Raw genomic sequence first — 16,124 nt, forward strand, 5'->3', positions numbered from 1 at the left:
ATGAAAAACCACCAGTTATGCTGGTGGTTTTTCACTACTTAAAGACTTCGGTTAAATATGATTTTTCTAAATTTCTAACTGAACGCTTCTTTTAGCACTTTTTTTCACTTCAAATAGATATAACCGCGTAGAGATTGTGTACCCGTTCCATAACGAGATACCCAGCGCTCATTATAGTGACCATTGAAGTTACCTTCTACGATATGGACACGATCACCGGAAACCTCTGTCACATAAGCAACGTGGTGAGAATAAACAACAATAGAACCGGCTCTTGGAGCAGAACCTGTAGCGTAACCAGTCCTTCTAGCATTAGAAATCCAAGCTCCGGCATTCCCCCAGTTTGGTAAATTAACCGAAGAACGATCGTGAGCAGCCTGCCATGCCCCGAAGGTACAATTGGACCAACCGCCACCATAAGGATTATTTCCTCCACCTCTTATTGCGTTAGGACTAGAACTTTCAGCATCAGAGTCATCAGAAGAATCTTGAGAAGCTTGTTTCATTTCTTCCTCTTTCTTCCTTTTTTTCTCTAATTCTTTCTTTTTCTTTTCCTTTTCTTTCTTCTTTTCTTCCAGTTTTTTCTTATCTCTTTCGATAGCATCTTTGACTTCTGTCGGCGTACGAACAATCACTTCCAAGGTAGTGGAAGTGGAGTTACCATCAACATCAACCGCCATATAAGTTACCTTATAACGACCATCCTTATTCATATCTACCTTTCCTGAGTACTTAAGAACCGGTAATACACCGGATTCATCATTTACATAGGAAACATAGTTAGCAGGATTCCATTTATCACCATTATTCACAACAACTCTATTACTCTTTAAGCGTAAGATTGGTGCGCCACTCTGTTCAACTTTTACCATAACGTTTTGAACTAATGAATAACCAACGGAGTCATTCGAAATGTTCTTATTACGATAAACAAGATTGATTTTAGCAGTCACAGATTGAATACCAGAAACAGTCCGATCAAAATCAGAAATTTCAGCAGTGCTCTTCGTGAAATCAACATTATTAATGTCAATATTCTTATCGTATTGAGCACAATTTTGTATAACAAGGTTCTTAATGGTTTCTTTTGGATTGGAGTCTTCCATGCTAACTTCAATTAAAGGTAAATCAGCAATGGTGGTACTTGTATCATTGCCCGCCGCCCTTACAATAGAGGGAGCACTATTAGCTACTGCGAATACACAAGCTGTAGCTAAACTGACCATAAATGAGCCAATTCTTTTCAGTTTTTTATTCAGCATAAGTACATTCTATAGTAAGTTACCCTTCTTTAGCAAGTTTTGACGTTTTTTCACATAATCTTCACAAGATTATACGAATTAAATTCTTCGCTCATTTTTAGCATTCTCTATAATATTGAGGTTAGCTTTGGTATAATGAACACATGCGAATTATTATACAAAGAGTGAAAGAAGCCAGTGTTGAAATTGATCAAAAAATCGTTGGTCAAATCGAACATGGATATATGATTTTAGTGGGTATTCACGATGCTGACACAAAGGCTATTGTGGAGCACATGGCAAAAAAAGTAAGCCTTTTACGAATTTTCGATGATGAAAATGGGAAAATGAATCGGTCTATCTTAGATAAACAAGGTTCTATTCTTTCGATTAGTCAATTTACTTTATTTGCGGACACAAGAAAAGGCAATCGCCCAGGATTTACAGAAGCAGGAAAGCCTGAACATTCCAAGGAATTATATCTGTATTTCAATGAAACTCTAAGAAATTTGGGGATTGTTGTGGAAGAAGGGGAGTTTGGTGCTGATATGCAAGTTTGCTTACAAAATGATGGACCAATTACGATATACATGGATAGTCAGGAGATGTCATGGGGAAAATGATTTATGGTAATGAAATTGCGGTACAAATTCGCCAACAATTATCTGAACAAATCCGCCAAAGTTCTAAACCTGTTACTTTAGCAGTTGTTTTAGTGGGAGACGATCCGGCTTCTGCTTCTTATGTAAAGGGGAAAGAAAAAGCCTGCGCGCAAGTGGGAATAAAAACTAAGACCTACGTTTATCCACAAGATAGTTGTCAAGAAGAAATCCTATCCCTTGTGAAACAACTTAATAAAGATGAAACGGTAGACGGTATTTTAGTTCAATTACCACTTCCAAAACAAATTAACCAAGATGTTGTGGTACAAAGCATTGCTTCGGAAAAGGATGTGGATGGTTTAACTGGAACTAGTGTTGGTAAACTATATCGCAATGAAGAAACGTTTGTGCCATGCACGCCATTAGGTATTATGGCTATCTTGAAATCCTTGCCAATTGAATTAGAAGGCAAACACGCCGTTGTGGTGGGTAGAAGTCATTTGGTTGGAGCTCCGGTGTCTCATTTATTGGTGGATGCGAATTCGACAGTAACGATATGCCACTCAAAAACCAAAGATGTGTCTTATTTTACGAAACAAGCAGATATTCTTATCGTAGCGGTAGGCAAAGCAAAGTTTATTAAAAAAGAGGATGTTAAAGAAGAAGCGATTGTGATTGATGTTGGTGTTAATCGTATGGCAGATGGAAAACTTTGTGGAGATGTGGACACGGAAGATGTTTTAGATAAGGTGTCCTACATTACCCCAGTACCAAAAGGAGTAGGACCAATGACAATTACAATGTTATTGTGGAATACCTATTATGCACACCAAAGGAGACACCATGATTAATATTCATATTGGCGATATTGTGGAGATGAAGAAGGAACACCCTTGTCATAAATCAAAGCTTTGGACAATCACAAGAGTGGGAGCAGATATTAAAATCCAATGTCAAGGTTGTCAAAAGACCATTATGATGCCTAGATTTGAATTTGAAAAAAAACTAAAAAAGATTGTTGAAAGAGCAGAGGAATAAACGATGTCATTAACAGCTGGAATTGTTGGTTTGCCAAATGTTGGTAAATCTACTTTATTTAATGCGATTACGAATAGCCAAGTTTTAGCGGAGAATTATCCCTTCGCTACCATCCAACCAAATGTTGGTGTGGTGGAAGTGCCGGATTATCGCATGGAGGAATTTGTCAAGATTTTTAATCCTAAAAAAACCATTTATACCACCTTTGAATTTACCGATATTGCCGGACTTGTGAAAGGGGCTTCAAAAGGGGAAGGATTAGGTAATCAATTTTTAGCCAACATTCGTCAAACGGATGCGATTATTCATGTTGTGCGTTGTTTTGATGATAACAATATCGAACATGTGGAAGGAAGCGTTAATCCTATTCGTGATATTGAAGAAATCAGTTTGGAATTGTGCTTGGCGGATTTAGATACGGTTGAAAATCGTTATGGTAAAATCGTAAGGAAAGCCACTTCTTCCAAAGATGCGGAAGCGATGAAAGAAGTGAAGGTCTTAGAAAAATTAAAGCCAGCCTTAGAAGCCGGTACACCAATTCGTTTATTGGATTTAAGCGAAGAAGAAAAAGATTTTATTCGTAACTATGGTTTATTAAGTTTTAAACCGGTTATCTATGTAGCGAATATGTCAGATGAAGAAATCAGTCATCCAACCAAGAATTCATATTATCAAGCTGTAGAAGCCTTTGCCAAAAAGGAGAATAGCCAATGTATTGCGATTTGTGCCAAGATGGAAGAAGAACTATCTTCTTTAGAGAAAGAAGAAAAGAAAGCTTTCTTAGAGGATTTAGGTATTCAACAATCCGGTTTAGATCAAATTATTAAGGCGGCATATCATTTATTAGGTTTAAGAACTTTCTTTACAGTTGGTGAACCGGAGTGTCGAGCATGGACGTTCCATGAAGGTATGAAGGCACCGCAATGCGCAGGGGTTATTCATACTGATTTTGAACGAGGATTTATTCGGGCTGAGGTTTATTCGTACGAAGATTTAAGGGAATACCGAACAGAGCAGTCTATTAAAGAACATGGGAAGATGCGTTTAGAAGGTAAGGAATATGTCATGAAAGATGGCGATGTCGTCTTCTTCCGTTTTAATGTTTGATCTTAAAAATTTGTGAAGAATAGAACGTGCTTATGGTATGATAAAAATGATAAAAGGAGGAGAATCCTATGAAACTTGTATTAGCGATTGTCTCTAACGACGATGCGACAGCGGTGTCGGCCGCCTTGATGGAAAATAATTTCTATATGACGAAATTAGCGACCACAGGAGGATTTTTAAGAGCGGGGAATACGACCTTCATTGTGGGGACAGAAGATGACTTGGTGGAAAAATGTATTGAAATTATTGGTACGGAAGCCAAGAAGAGAACAGAGATTGTGCCATCCACTGCATCGTATGATTTAAGTCATTACGCTTCCTTCCCGGTTGAAGTTCAAGTGGGTGGAGCAACTGTCTTTGTCTTAGACGTGGATCAATTTAAGAAGTTATAAGCCTAAGAAGGTAATTTTGAAGAGAAGAGAATTCTTAGATAAGTTATCTTTTTATTTGTTAATGGATGGTTAGGATAGATAGGGATTTGTAGAAAGGAAAAGAATAGTTATTATGTATGAAACGGTTCATCATCAAAATGATTTGCATGAAGGAATAGGAACCTAGCTTAAAAACAACCATTTGCAAGGTAAAGAGATTGGAGTTATCTATACCTGTGATTGCGACACTGCACCCAATCAATAGGATATAGGAAAAAATAGGTAGAAACATGGATGTTGTTGTATTTTTACAAACATAAAGATTTTTTTGAGTTATCAATAAACATCCTCTAGTTTGATTAGAGGATGTTTATTTTGACTTGAACTTTTTTTGGGCATATTCCCATAAGATAGGATGGGCATTCTTTAATTTTTCTTGCATACAAAGGTTTAATAATTCTTGTAATAAATGTTTAATTTCAATGCCCTTGTATCCTAATGCTTGAGCATCGTGACCGGTAAATTGTAACTGGGATAAAGAGGTTGGAATGGGTTTTTCTTTGAGCTTTTGAAACCATGATGAAAGTTGTGCGCCATCCAAGGAAGCATCTAAAGCAGTTCTATATAAAAGGTAATCTTCTATATTCTCAAAATAAGAAAGAATACGATAACCATCATAATCTTCTTGTAAGGGAAGAGATTGGTATTGAAGAATGTTTTCGATTTGATGTATTTCTTGATTACTGAAAGTAAAGTCTTTTAAAACAGAATGGTAGTTTGGTACTGTAGAAAACAAGATGGCTAAACGACTGATTTGCGACAAAGGTTCTTTTTGAATAGCTTTAAAAACCACTTCTTTTTGAATGTTCGCTAAAGCAGGAATAGCAGCCACGAAAATAGTAAAGTATTGTTTAAGAAATTGACCGCTCCTTGTATAAGTGAATAATTGTGTTAGTTCTGCATGAATTCTTTCCTTGGAAATAAAAGCTAATAAGTTTTTCTTTGCAAACATAGCTTTCGCTGTTTCTTCTTCAATCGTAAAGTTCAATCTTGCCGCAAAACGCAGTGCTCTTAAAATACGCAAAGCATCTTCTTTGAAACGATCTTGAGCATTACCAATACAACGAACACACCCTTCTTTTAAATCCTTTTGCCCATGGAAAAAATCCACTAATCCATTTTTCTTACTGTAACAAAGTGCATTGATTGTAAAATCACGACGAGCACAATCTTCTTGTAAGGAAGAAGAAAATTGTACTTGTTTAGGATGACGGTGATCACGATATTCCCCATCCACCCGATAGGTAGTAATTTCAATTGAATGACCTTTGCTTAAAACTGTTAAAGTGCCATGTTGAATACCGGTTGGGATGGTTGGATACTGTTTGAAAATACGAACCATTTCTTCTGGTGTTGCATTGGTGGTTAAATCATAATCCTTGATAGGATAAGCCAAAAGATGATTGCGGATAGCACCACCAACCAAATAAGCTTCATAGCCATGGCTTTCCAATTCTTGCATTAATTCTTGTACATACTTAGGTAAGTCTAGTTCCATACTCTTATTATAGAGAAAAAGCTAGTATAATAAAGAAAAAGGAGCTTTTATGAGAATAGGACAATCCACGGATATACATCCCTTTGTGAAGGGACGTGATTTAATCTTAGGTGCTGTAAAAATTGACTATGAACAAGGCTTACAAGGACACAGTGATGCGGATGCGCTATTACACGCTATCGCGGAAGCAATATTAGGAGCCTTAGGTCTAGGGGATTTGGGAACTTGGTTTTCTGATCAAGATTCAGCGTATAAAGGAATAGCATCTTCTGTTTTATTAAAAGATGTTATCCGGAAGATGAAACAACAGCGTTATCACATTGGCAATATTGATAGCTTAATATTGATTGAACGACCAAAGATGAATCCTTATATTGCTAAGATGAAAGAAAATATTGCATTACTTTGTGAATGTGATGAAAATAAAGTGAATGTCAAGGCAACAAGAGGTGAAAGACTTGGTTTTATTGGTCGCCAAGAAGGGGCTATGGCACAAGCGGTTGTTTTATTGGAGGAAGATAAATAATGTTTCATAAAACAAATGAAGTAAAAGTATTAAGAGATCCTATTCATGGTTATATTCATGTTGAATATCAAGTGGTTTGGGATGTTATCAATAATCGTTGGTTTCAACGTTTGCGTCGTATTCGTCAATTGGGTGGTGCTTCGGTTGTCTATCATACGGCTGAGCATACACGCTTTTCTCATTCGTTAGGGGTGTATGAATTAGTACGTCGTATGGTGACAGAAATTCCGGATTTAGAAAAATCTCTGAATCAAAGGGAAAAGATGATTGCGATGTTGGCAGGCTTATTGCATGATATTGGCCATGGTCCCTATTCCCATGCCTTAGAAGCTATTACCAATGAAAATCATGAAGTCTTTACTTGTCGCATCATTGAAGAAAATACAGAAATCACGGAAATCTTAAATCGTGCTTCGAAGGGTTTAGCTAAAGAAGTAGCGGATGTCATTCGTCACGAAAGTCAAAATCCTTTATTAAGCCAATTAATTTCTTCTCAATTGGATGCGGATCGAATGGATTATTTATTAAGAGATGCATATTTTACGGGAACGAAATATGGTGAATTTGATTTGGAAAGAATATTGCGTGTGATTCGGGTGCATGATGATCGTCAATTGGTGGTGAAGGAATCGGGCGTATATGCGGTGGAAAACTATATTATGGCTCGTTACCACATGTATTGGCAGGTGTATTACCATCCCGTTGCACGTGCTTTTGAAAGTATTCTTCATTCCTTGTTTCGTCGTTTGAAGGATATTCCATTACAAGGGGAAAGAATAGAAATCATAGAGCCCATTTTACAAGGGAAAAAATTAGAACTAGAAGAATACTTTCGCTTGGATGAATATGCTTTTAGTTATGCTTTTGGTCAATGGGTGAGCCATCCTGATTCAATTATTGCGGATTTATGTGGTCGATTACGAGATCGTGACTTGTTTGATTATGTGGATTACAGTACTGAAAATCAAAAGAAAATTGCTCATATACTACAAAGAAAAGGATTGGATGAAAAATATTATTTAACCAAGGATTTGGTCAACCAAAAACCATATCAGCCGTACGTTAAGAATGAACAAGGAGCGATTTGGGTACGCTTGAAAAATGGTGTCACCAAAGAATTAGAATCCGCCTCGGTGATTGTAGGTAGCTTAACACGTGGCAAAGATAACGATGATAATAAGATTTTCTTTCCTAAAGAGGTGAGACTTGAAAGCGACGATTAAATTATGCACAAAAGAAAACCTGATCAGCGATGGCATTGGATTTTATTCAGAAGGAAAATTACGTTATTTTGAACTGGATAAAAAAACCAAACAAGAAGTTAATTTTAAGGATGATACAATAGAAATTATTCGTAAAGCAGAAGTGGAAACGCATTTAATCTTACGTCGTTCCGGTGATAGTTCTTGTGAAGTTAATTCGGAATATGGTGTGATGAAAATACCGGTTCGTTTGCTTAGATACGAGAAAAAAAATGGAGAGATTTATCTTAGTTATGAAATGAATGAAAATGAAATTCATCATTTTCATTGGAAAGTTGAACCCTTGGTGTAAGTTTCGTTTAAAAATAGTTGTGGAATGATTGACAATCTTGAATTCTTACCTTATATTCATTAGGAAATTCACTGCGTAATGATTTATTAAAGGAGAATTTATATGAGTGTCAATAAAACTATGACAGATGTGGCTTATGATTTTTTAAGTCGACACAAAAAACAGGTTGAATTTTTAAAGCTTTGGGATGAGGTGAACAAGAAATTCGATATTCCTGAAGATAAAAAGAGAAGAAAGAAAAGTCAATTTTATTCAGAGTTATTGTTGGATACACGCTTCGCTTCTTTTGAGAACAATCGCTGGGATTTAAGAAATCGTCATCGCTTTGATGAAACTCATGTGGACACGCAAGACATTGTGTTTGATGATGAAGACGATGAATTGGATGTAATTGGTTTGGATTTACCAAAAGGAGATGATGCCTTCGACAATTAGTGGAGGCATTTTCTTTTTACTTTTAAAAAAGGAAAAAATGGGATAAAATACTAGTGTTAATAAAGGAGGACGTTACGTCTTATGGTTTTAGTTTCGGCTAAAGAAATGATTGACAAGGCTCGTCAGGGTCATTATGCGATTGGTGCGTTCAACATCAACAACATGGAGTGGACAAAAGCTATCTTAGCAGGTGCCCAAGAAACAAACTCACCAGTGATTTTACAAGTATCAGAAGGGGCCGGTAAATACATGTGTGGTTTCAAGCAAGCTGCTGATATGGTTAAGAACATTCACGACCAAATGGGTATCACAGTTCCGGTAGCGTTACATTTAGACCACGGTACTTATGAAGGGGCTAAGGCTGCTATTGAAGCTGGTTTCACATCGGTTATGTTTGATGGTTCACACTATGAATTCAAAGAAAATGAAGAAAAGTCTAAAGAAATCATCGCTTTAGCGCATGCAAAGGGAGTTTCTGTAGAATGTGAAGTTGGCGGTATCGGTGGTACGGAAGATGGTGTCACATCCAATGGTGAGCAAGCCGATCCGGCTGAGTGTGCGGAAATTGCTGGTTTAGGTGTTGACTTCTTAGCGGCCGGTATCGGTAACATTCATGGGGTTTATCCGGCTGATTGGGCAGGTTTAAACTTTGATTTATTAGCTAAGATTGATGAAGCTGTTAACCACACACCATTAGTATTACATGGTGGTTCCGGTATTCCTTCTAATCAAATTCACAAGGCAATTGATATGGGTGTTTCTAAGATTAATGTTAATACGGACCTACAAATTGAATTTGCGAAGGCTACTCGTGCTTACATTGAAGCTGGTAAGGATCAACAAGGTAAAGGCTTTGACCCTCGTAAATTATTGAAGCCGGGTACAGACGCAATCACCGCTAAGGTCATTGCAATGATTAAGAACTTCGGTTCAGCTGACAAGGCTTAAGTAAAAAACGAATTTGTCAGGAAGGAAGTTAGTTCCTCTCTGACTTTTTTGTATGCTTTTCATTCTTTTTAATCTGCTTTAAAATAGTAGCTATGATAAAAGCAGTTTTATTTGATATGGATGGAATTCTCTTTGATTCAGAGGATTTTTATATGCAAGGAACCATTGCCCAAATGAAATCTTGGGGATACAATGGTCCAATTGAAAAAATATATGCGATTATTGGGACTTCTATGGAGGGAACCTGTGATATTCTTTACCAACTTTTAGATGGAAAGAAACCAAAAGAAGATATTGCCAAAGAAAATTATATTTATTTCACCCAAACCAATCCGCTTAAAGCAAGGGATATTATGTTTCAAGATGTGCCAAAAGCGTTAGAAACTTTAAAGAATGAGGGTATTCAAATGGCGGTTTGTTCTTCATCGCCTTATGAAACGGTGATGTATATGATTAAAGAAATGGGTATTCAGTCTTATTTCAATTACATTGAATCCGGTGAACATTTAGCCCATTTTAAACCGGCTCCGGACATTTATTTAGATGCTTTAAAGCAGTTAAATGTGAAAGTGGAAGAAGCGATTGTCTATGAAGATAGTCAAATTGGTATCCAAGCGGGTAAGAATGCAGGCATGATAACGATTGCAAGAGAAGATTTGCGTTATGGGCAAGACCAAAGCCAAGCGGATTTTTGTGTGAAGAATATCAGTGAATTAGTGAAGTGGATAGAGGGGGTTAATCATGGAGAGAGTCATTAAAATTCGAGGTGGGAGAACATTAAGTGGAGAAGTTTCTATATCAGGAGCGAAGAATGCGACTGTCGCTTTAATCCCAGCCGCCATTTTAGCTTCTGGTCCAGTTACAATTGTTGGTGTTCCACAAATTGCAGACGTACAAAATTTAACGAAAATTTTACAACTATTGCATGTTGAGGTACATCAGGTTGCTAAAGATCATCTCATCATCGATCCAGGTCATATGCAAGATATGGATTTGGTGGATGAAGCCGTTACGAAATTAAGAGCCTCCTATTATTTCATGGGTGCTTTGCTAGGTAAGTATGGTCATGTCAAGATGAAAATGCCTGGTGGTTGTGATTTAGGACCTAGACCAATTGACTTACATTTGAAAGGTTTTGAGGCATTAGGCGCTAAAGTTACCTATGAAAGAGGTTGTTATGTGATTGATGCTGATGAGTTAGTGGGAACGGATATTTTCTTAGATTTTGCTTCTGTTGGTGCCACGATTAATATCATGATGGCAGCGGTTTACGCAAAGGGCAGAACAACTATTGAAAATGCTGCGAAAGAGCCGGAAATCATTGATGTAGCCACTTTGTTAAATAATATGGGTGCTAAAGTTCGTGGGGCCGGTACAGATGTTATCACCATTGATGGTGTTGGTACGATGTATGGTTGTATTCATGAAATTATCCCTGACCGTATTGAAGCCGGTACTTTCTTGATTATGGCGGCGGCTTGTGGAAAGGATGTTACGATTAGTAATGTCATTCCAACACACTTAGAAGCCCTTACTTCCAAACTAAGAGATATGGGTGTTCCTTTAAAAATTGAAATCGATAAAATTATCGTTGGTGAAAGCCATTCTTTAAAAACAACCGATATTACCACCCGTATTTATCCCGGTTTTCCAACTGATTTACAACAACCTTTAACCGCCCTTTTAACCCAAGCGGATGGTGATTCTCGAGTGGAAGAAACAATTTATAAAGAACGTTTTAAGCATTGTGAAGAACTTAATAATATGGGGGCGAATATTGAAGTTGGAACTGGAGAAGCGATGATTCATGGTCCAACACCTTTGTTTGGCGCAAAAGTCGTCGCTACGGATCTTCGTTGTGGAGCAGCCATGTTGGTGGCAGGTTTGATTGCGAATGGGGTGACAGAAATCCATGATATTTATCATATTGAACGTGGTTATTCCGAAATCGACCAAAAATTGATTGCCTTGGGGGCGGAAATTTGGCGTGAAGAAGTGGAATAAGACTTGCGATTGAAAAGAAATATGTTAATATATTATGGCAATAAGCACTTACTTTAAGCACAAATGAGGCTTAAGGCAGAAGGGAGAACATATTTATGAAACAAGGAATTCATCCGGAATACCATAAAGTTAAAGTTGTTTGTTCAAGTTGCGGTACAGAATTTGAAACAGGTTCTACAGCTAAGGAATTAAAAGCTGACACATGTTCAAACTGTCACCCATTCTATACAGGTAGACAACGATTCGCTCAAGCTCAAGGACGTATTGAGAAGTTTAATCGTAAATACGGCATTAAGGAAGGCGAATAAGAGTGAGAAATCACTCTTTTTTTTAGCTATCTAATTAGAGTACAATATTTTAGTAAGGAGTATACGTAGCCATGGATGCAGTAAGAGAGAAACTAATTGAAATTGAAAAACGATACCAAACCATCACGAATGATTTGATGGATGAAAAGGTATTTAGCAATCCCGCTTTATTAACCAAATTATCCAAGGAACAAGCTTCCTTAACCCAATCGCTTGAAGCTTGGCATAAATTGAAAAAATTAGATAATCAAATTGAACAAGCCAATGAAATGTTAAAGGAAAGTGATCCCGAATTAAAAGAAATGGCGAAAATGGAATTGGAAGAATGTGTACCAGCGCAAGAAGAACTTTTAGAACACATTCAACATTTATTGATTCCAAAAGATCCTGATGATGATCATGATGTCATTATGGAAATCCGTGGTGGTGCTGGTGGTGATGAGGGTAATATTTTTGCGGGGGATTTGTATCGCATGTATATACGTTATGCGGAAGCGAAAGGTTGGAAGATTCAAGTCATGGAAGCCTCGGCTAGTGAAGCGGGTGGCTTTTCACAAGTTATTTTCTCCATTAAAGGAAATGAAGTGTACCGTGATTTAAAGTGGGAATCCGGTGTGCATCGAGTTCAACGTGTGCCTAAGACCGAATCGCAAGGACGTGTGCATACCTCCACAGCAACGGTACTTTGCCAACCGGAAGCGGAAGAAGCGGATATTGTCATTGACCCAAGTGATTTAACTATTGAAACTCATCGTGCTTCTGGGGCGGGTGGTCAGCACATTAATAAAACCGATTCAGCCGTTCGTATTGTCCACTTGCCAACAGGGATTACGGTTAACTGCCAAGATGGACGTTCACAAATTGAAAATAGAGAAACCGCCATGCGATTAATTCGTGCCCGTGTTTATGAAGAAATTAAGCGCCAAAGAGATGAAGCGGCCGGAGCAGTTCGTCGGGCTAAGATTGGTACCGGTGATCGGTCGGAAAAAATTCGTACCTATAACTACCCACAAAATCGTGTGACGGATCATCGCATTGGTTTAACCATTACGCAATTAGATCGCATTATGGAAGGTAAGCTGGATGGTATCATCGAAGGATTACAAGCGGAAGAGGAAAAGAGAAAACTAGAGGAAAGCCAAGGATGAGTTTTTTAAGGGAATTGGTTCTTGATTATGAAAAGAAAGCGTTGGAAAAGGCTATTTCTGAAGAAACTGTTATGGCTTATTTGGTGGAATTGAGCCAAAGAGAACGCTATGATTTATACCTGCATTTTGAAGAAGAAAGCCCACAAGATTTAGAAAAAGAGTTCTGTGCCGGTATGGAAAGAATTCTCAAGGGTGAACCAATGGCACATGTGCTAGGCTACTCTTGGTTTTATGGCTATAAAATACTGGTGAATAGGGATGTTTTAATTCCTCGTTATGAAACGGAAGAATTGTGTGCCAATATTTTAAATCGTATGGATACTTTCTTTTCAAATGCAGAGAAAATAGATATTGCGGATGTTGGAACCGGATCAGGGGCTATCGCGATTACACTTTGCAGGGAAGAAGAAAAATGCGTGATGAGAGCGAGTGATATTTCTTCTGAGGCGGTAGATATAGCAAAGAAAAATGCACAGCTTAATGAAGCAACAATCGAATTCTTGGTTGGGAATATGTTGGATCCTTTATTGGAAAAAGGAATTCAGTTGGATGTTTTAGTATGCAATCCGCCGTATATTCCTCAAGCGGAAGAAATGGAATCTTCTGTGGTAGACTATGAACCTCATGTGGCTTTATTTGGGGGGGAAGATGGATTGAAGTATTATCGAGAAGTCTTTATGAACGCTCATCGTATTTTAAAAGAAAAAGCTTTCATGGCTTTTGAAATGGGTTGGAACCAAAGAGAAGCGATGACGAAACTAATCAAAGAAATTTTACCGGAAGATCGCTTTGAATTTCTCAAAGATATCAATGGAAAAGATCGTATGTTGTTTGTATATCATAATCTTTAAGGAGAGTAGAAAGTTTGTACTCTCTTTTATTTCGTCTATAATATATCCAAGATGATAAATAAACCAAAAAAATGGATACTTATTTTAATCAGCGTATTTTTCCTGTTTTCCACGCTTTTAACATTTACGATCGTTTGGTTGTTCCATACTTGGCCTAAGCTGCAAATTCATGAGTTTTTGTTTGAAATACTGACTCCTTTAAAAGGCACCGGTTCTGATCAAATCCGAAAATTTATTATCTGGGTGATTGTACCAACTAGTGTTGTAGGGATACTGGTGGCTATTCTTTATTACTTATTAACAGAGGAAAAAAGAAAAATGCTGCGAAAAGGATTGGTGTTTTTATCCATTATATCGCTAGTTTTAAGTGGTGTTCGTTTTTGGACAAAACTAGATGTTACGAATTATATTAGAAATCAATGGACTGATTCTACTTTTATTCAAAAAGAATACGTAGATCCTTCAACGGTAGCTCTACAATTCCCTAAGAAGAAAAGAAATTTAATTTATATTAGTTTAGAATCTGTAGAAACAGGATTCTCCAGTCAAGAATATGGTGGAAAAAAGAAGAATAATTACATTCCTGAGCTAACGAAATTAGCGTTGTCTAATCAATGCTTTTCCGCTAATCAAAAAGTACTAAACGGCGCTGTTTCCTTGACAGGAACAGGATGGACAATGGGTGGTTTATTTGCTCAAACCTCCGGGTTGCCTCTAAAAGTTAATATGGAAGGCAATAGTATGATTTCACAAGAAACCTTCTTTCCAAATATAATGAATTTAGGCGATATTCTTGCTAAACAAGGCTATCAGAATGTCTTCATGTTAGGATCGGATGCCGAGTTTGGTGGTCGTCAGCTATTCTTCAAAAGCCATGGTAATTATGAAATCAATGATTATAATTATGCCAAACAAAAAAACTGGATTCCATCCAACTATCATGTGTTTTGGGGCTTTGAAGACCATAAACTCTTTGACTTTGCAAAAATGAAACTAACTAATCTTTCTTCAAGTGATAAACCTTTTAACTTACATCTATTAACTGTCGATACTCATTTTGAAGATGGTTATAAAGACCATGAAACACCAACAAAGTTTTCTCAGAATCAATATGGCAATGTGATTTATGGTTCGGATAAACGAGTGAGTGATTTTGTGAAGTGGTGTCAGAAACAACCTTGGTATGAAAATACAACGATTGTACTTTCAGGCGATCATCCAACCATGGATAAAGACTTCATGGAAGGGGTAGATATGCACCATAAAAGAACCGTGTATTACACCATTGTGAATGGAATAGCGAAACGAGAGAATAGCTCAATCAGTCGTTATTATTCGACGATGGATAGTTTTCCAACCACTTTGGCAGCTTTGGGTGTGAAGATACCGGGTGACCGTTTGGCCTTGGGCACAAACTTATATGGTCAGAAAAAGACCTTAGTGGAAGAATATGGAGAAGATTTCTTAAATGAAGAATTAGCGAAAAAATCTAGCTTTATGGAAAAATTAGCGGCGGTTAAAAAAGATGTGAATAAACATTCTTATAACTTAGGCTTCGAAAGCTCTGTCCAAGGAAAACAATTGAAAATAGATTGGAAATATTTATTGGAAAAAGACCAATGGTTGGATACAAGCGGTGTTTCTATTTTTCAAAAAGGTCAAAGGCTAGAGAAAACGGCAGAGAACAGCTATGCGCTATTGGATGAAACTTCTCCTTTAATCTTAAAGATAAAAGACAAAGAGGTACTTCGTGGCGAACCACATTTCTTTAGTCAGGAGTTTCATTCTTTTATCCAAGCGTTAAAAGGAGCCGATAGGACGAAGTACGATTGGTACATGCTTAATTCGGGTGATTATATGAACCAAGTCAATGCGGAAAGAAAGAAAAGTTTAATTTCTTTAGGCTTAACGGAAAAAGAACTACGCTTAAATCACAATGTGCTTTTCACCTCAAGTGGTGTAAAAGAAAGCTCGAAAGAGAGCATTCATTACAAACAGAATGTAGTAGAATGCTTGGCTTCTTTGGATGCTAATGAGAAATCTTGGTTTGTGTATAAAGGGAAAAAACACTCAATTTCACAGGGAATTAACTTCTTTGTAGTGAATAAAGAAACAGGAGAGGTAACGCATCGTTCATTTAATACGATTGTTGGTTATCCCAGCTTTGATAAAAAAATAATTCAAGTTAAGAATCATCAATTGCAAGTGGAATTGTCTCAATATTCTGGCGTTGTTGGTGAGGTGTTTGGGAATTTCTTGATTGTTAGCGATGGAAAAGAGAGAAGATTGGTTTATTTAGACTTGGCGAATGGTGTTTGGAAGGCTAATATAGATATTCAAGGGATGGATGAATCGAAATTAGAAATGATGGGATTTTTAAATGTGAAGAATCAAATCTATTTTATTGGAGATATAGAAGTGCAGGATTAAAAT

The 16,124-nt window shown here is 37.2% G+C and carries 18 protein-coding genes; 16 read left to right on the forward strand and 2 right to left on the reverse strand.

What is annotated here, in order from left to right; translation table 11 throughout:
- Positions 1-104 precede the first annotated feature (104 nt).
- Positions 105-1,262 (reverse strand): CHAP domain-containing protein, encoded by a 1,158-nt coding sequence (locus K7I92_RS05870; protein WP_220282414.1) that lies wholly within the window; start codon positions 1,260-1,262, stop codon positions 105-107.
- A gap of 143 nt (positions 1,263-1,405) precedes the next feature.
- On the opposite strand from K7I92_RS05870, the gene dtd reads away from it, so the two are divergent.
- From dtd to K7I92_RS05895, 5 genes are all read left to right on the forward strand, one after another.
- Positions 1,406-1,864: a D-aminoacyl-tRNA deacylase gene (gene dtd / locus K7I92_RS05875; protein WP_220282415.1), complete on the forward strand. Its 459-nt coding sequence runs from the start codon at positions 1,406-1,408 to the stop codon at positions 1,862-1,864.
- Positions 1,852-2,694, forward strand: a complete 843-nt coding sequence (gene folD / locus K7I92_RS05880) for a bifunctional methylenetetrahydrofolate dehydrogenase/methenyltetrahydrofolate cyclohydrolase FolD (protein ID WP_220282416.1) — start codon at positions 1,852-1,854, stop codon at positions 2,692-2,694. Before dtd ends, folD begins: the two co-directional genes overlap by 13 nt.
- Positions 2,687-2,881, forward strand: a complete 195-nt coding sequence (locus tag K7I92_RS05885; protein ID WP_220282417.1) for a DUF951 domain-containing protein — start codon at positions 2,687-2,689, stop codon at positions 2,879-2,881. The genes folD and K7I92_RS05885 overlap by 8 nt, the downstream gene beginning before the upstream one ends.
- A 3-nt stretch (positions 2,882-2,884) precedes the next feature.
- Positions 2,885-3,988: a redox-regulated ATPase YchF gene (gene ychF / locus K7I92_RS05890; RefSeq protein WP_220282418.1), complete on the forward strand. Its 1,104-nt coding sequence runs from the start codon at positions 2,885-2,887 to the stop codon at positions 3,986-3,988.
- 68 nt (positions 3,989-4,056) lie between these two features.
- On the forward strand, positions 4,057-4,380 hold the full coding sequence (locus K7I92_RS05895; RefSeq protein ID WP_203245284.1) for a cyclic-di-AMP receptor: 324 nt from the start codon (positions 4,057-4,059) through the stop codon (positions 4,378-4,380).
- Positions 4,381-4,729: 349 nt separating this feature from the next.
- Here the strand turns inward: K7I92_RS05895 and K7I92_RS05900 are convergent, their stop codons facing one another.
- A complete protein-coding gene (locus tag K7I92_RS05900) occupies positions 4,730-5,917 on the reverse strand; it encodes a CCA tRNA nucleotidyltransferase (protein ID WP_220282419.1) in 1,188 nt (395 codons plus the stop codon).
- A 49-nt stretch (positions 5,918-5,966) separates the two neighbouring features.
- On the opposite strand from K7I92_RS05900, the gene ispF reads away from it, so the two are divergent.
- From ispF to K7I92_RS05955, 11 genes are all read left to right on the forward strand, one after another.
- A complete protein-coding gene (ispF, locus tag K7I92_RS05905) occupies positions 5,967-6,443 on the forward strand; it encodes a 2-C-methyl-D-erythritol 2,4-cyclodiphosphate synthase (protein WP_220282420.1) in 477 nt (158 codons plus the stop codon).
- A complete protein-coding gene (locus K7I92_RS05910) occupies positions 6,443-7,666 on the forward strand; it encodes an HD domain-containing protein (protein ID WP_220282421.1) in 1,224 nt (407 codons plus the stop codon). Before ispF ends, K7I92_RS05910 begins: the two co-directional genes overlap by 1 nt.
- On the forward strand, positions 7,650-7,997 hold the full coding sequence (locus tag K7I92_RS05915) for a DUF1934 family protein (protein WP_203245288.1): 348 nt from the start codon (positions 7,650-7,652) through the stop codon (positions 7,995-7,997). Before K7I92_RS05910 ends, K7I92_RS05915 begins: the two co-directional genes overlap by 17 nt.
- A 102-nt stretch (positions 7,998-8,099) precedes the next feature.
- A complete protein-coding gene (rpoE, locus tag K7I92_RS05920; protein ID WP_203245289.1) occupies positions 8,100-8,432 on the forward strand; it encodes a DNA-directed RNA polymerase subunit delta in 333 nt (110 codons plus the stop codon).
- 81 nt (positions 8,433-8,513) lie between these two features.
- The gene (gene fba / locus K7I92_RS05925) at positions 8,514-9,380 is read left to right on the forward strand and encodes a class II fructose-1,6-bisphosphate aldolase (RefSeq protein WP_203245290.1); all 867 of its coding nucleotides are present in this window, start codon (positions 8,514-8,516) and stop codon (positions 9,378-9,380) included.
- A 92-nt stretch (positions 9,381-9,472) separates the two neighbouring features.
- On the forward strand, positions 9,473-10,138 hold the full coding sequence (locus K7I92_RS05930) for an HAD family phosphatase (RefSeq protein WP_203245291.1): 666 nt from the start codon (positions 9,473-9,475) through the stop codon (positions 10,136-10,138).
- A complete protein-coding gene (locus K7I92_RS05935) occupies positions 10,122-11,384 on the forward strand; it encodes a UDP-N-acetylglucosamine 1-carboxyvinyltransferase (protein ID WP_220282422.1) in 1,263 nt (420 codons plus the stop codon). The genes K7I92_RS05930 and K7I92_RS05935 overlap by 17 nt, the downstream gene beginning before the upstream one ends.
- Positions 11,385-11,479: 95 nt before the next feature.
- Positions 11,480-11,692, forward strand: a complete 213-nt coding sequence (gene rpmE / locus K7I92_RS05940) for a 50S ribosomal protein L31 (RefSeq protein ID WP_006626362.1) — start codon at positions 11,480-11,482, stop codon at positions 11,690-11,692.
- Between the two features lie 71 nt (positions 11,693-11,763).
- Positions 11,764-12,840 (forward strand): peptide chain release factor 1, encoded by a 1,077-nt coding sequence (gene prfA / locus K7I92_RS05945; protein ID WP_203245293.1) that lies wholly within the window; start codon positions 11,764-11,766, stop codon positions 12,838-12,840.
- On the forward strand, positions 12,837-13,691 hold the full coding sequence (gene prmC / locus K7I92_RS05950; protein WP_220282423.1) for a peptide chain release factor N(5)-glutamine methyltransferase: 855 nt from the start codon (positions 12,837-12,839) through the stop codon (positions 13,689-13,691). Before prfA ends, prmC begins: the two co-directional genes overlap by 4 nt.
- Positions 13,692-13,829: 138 nt before the next feature.
- The gene (locus tag K7I92_RS05955) at positions 13,830-16,121 is read left to right on the forward strand and encodes an LTA synthase family protein (RefSeq protein ID WP_220282424.1); all 2,292 of its coding nucleotides are present in this window, start codon (positions 13,830-13,832) and stop codon (positions 16,119-16,121) included.
- Positions 16,122-16,124: the final 3 nt, after the last annotated feature.

Origin of the sequence: Bulleidia sp. zg-1013 (assembly GCF_019798045.1) — a bacterium.
Classification (GTDB): Bacteria; Bacillota_I; Bacilli_A; order Erysipelotrichales; family Erysipelotrichaceae; genus Bulleidia.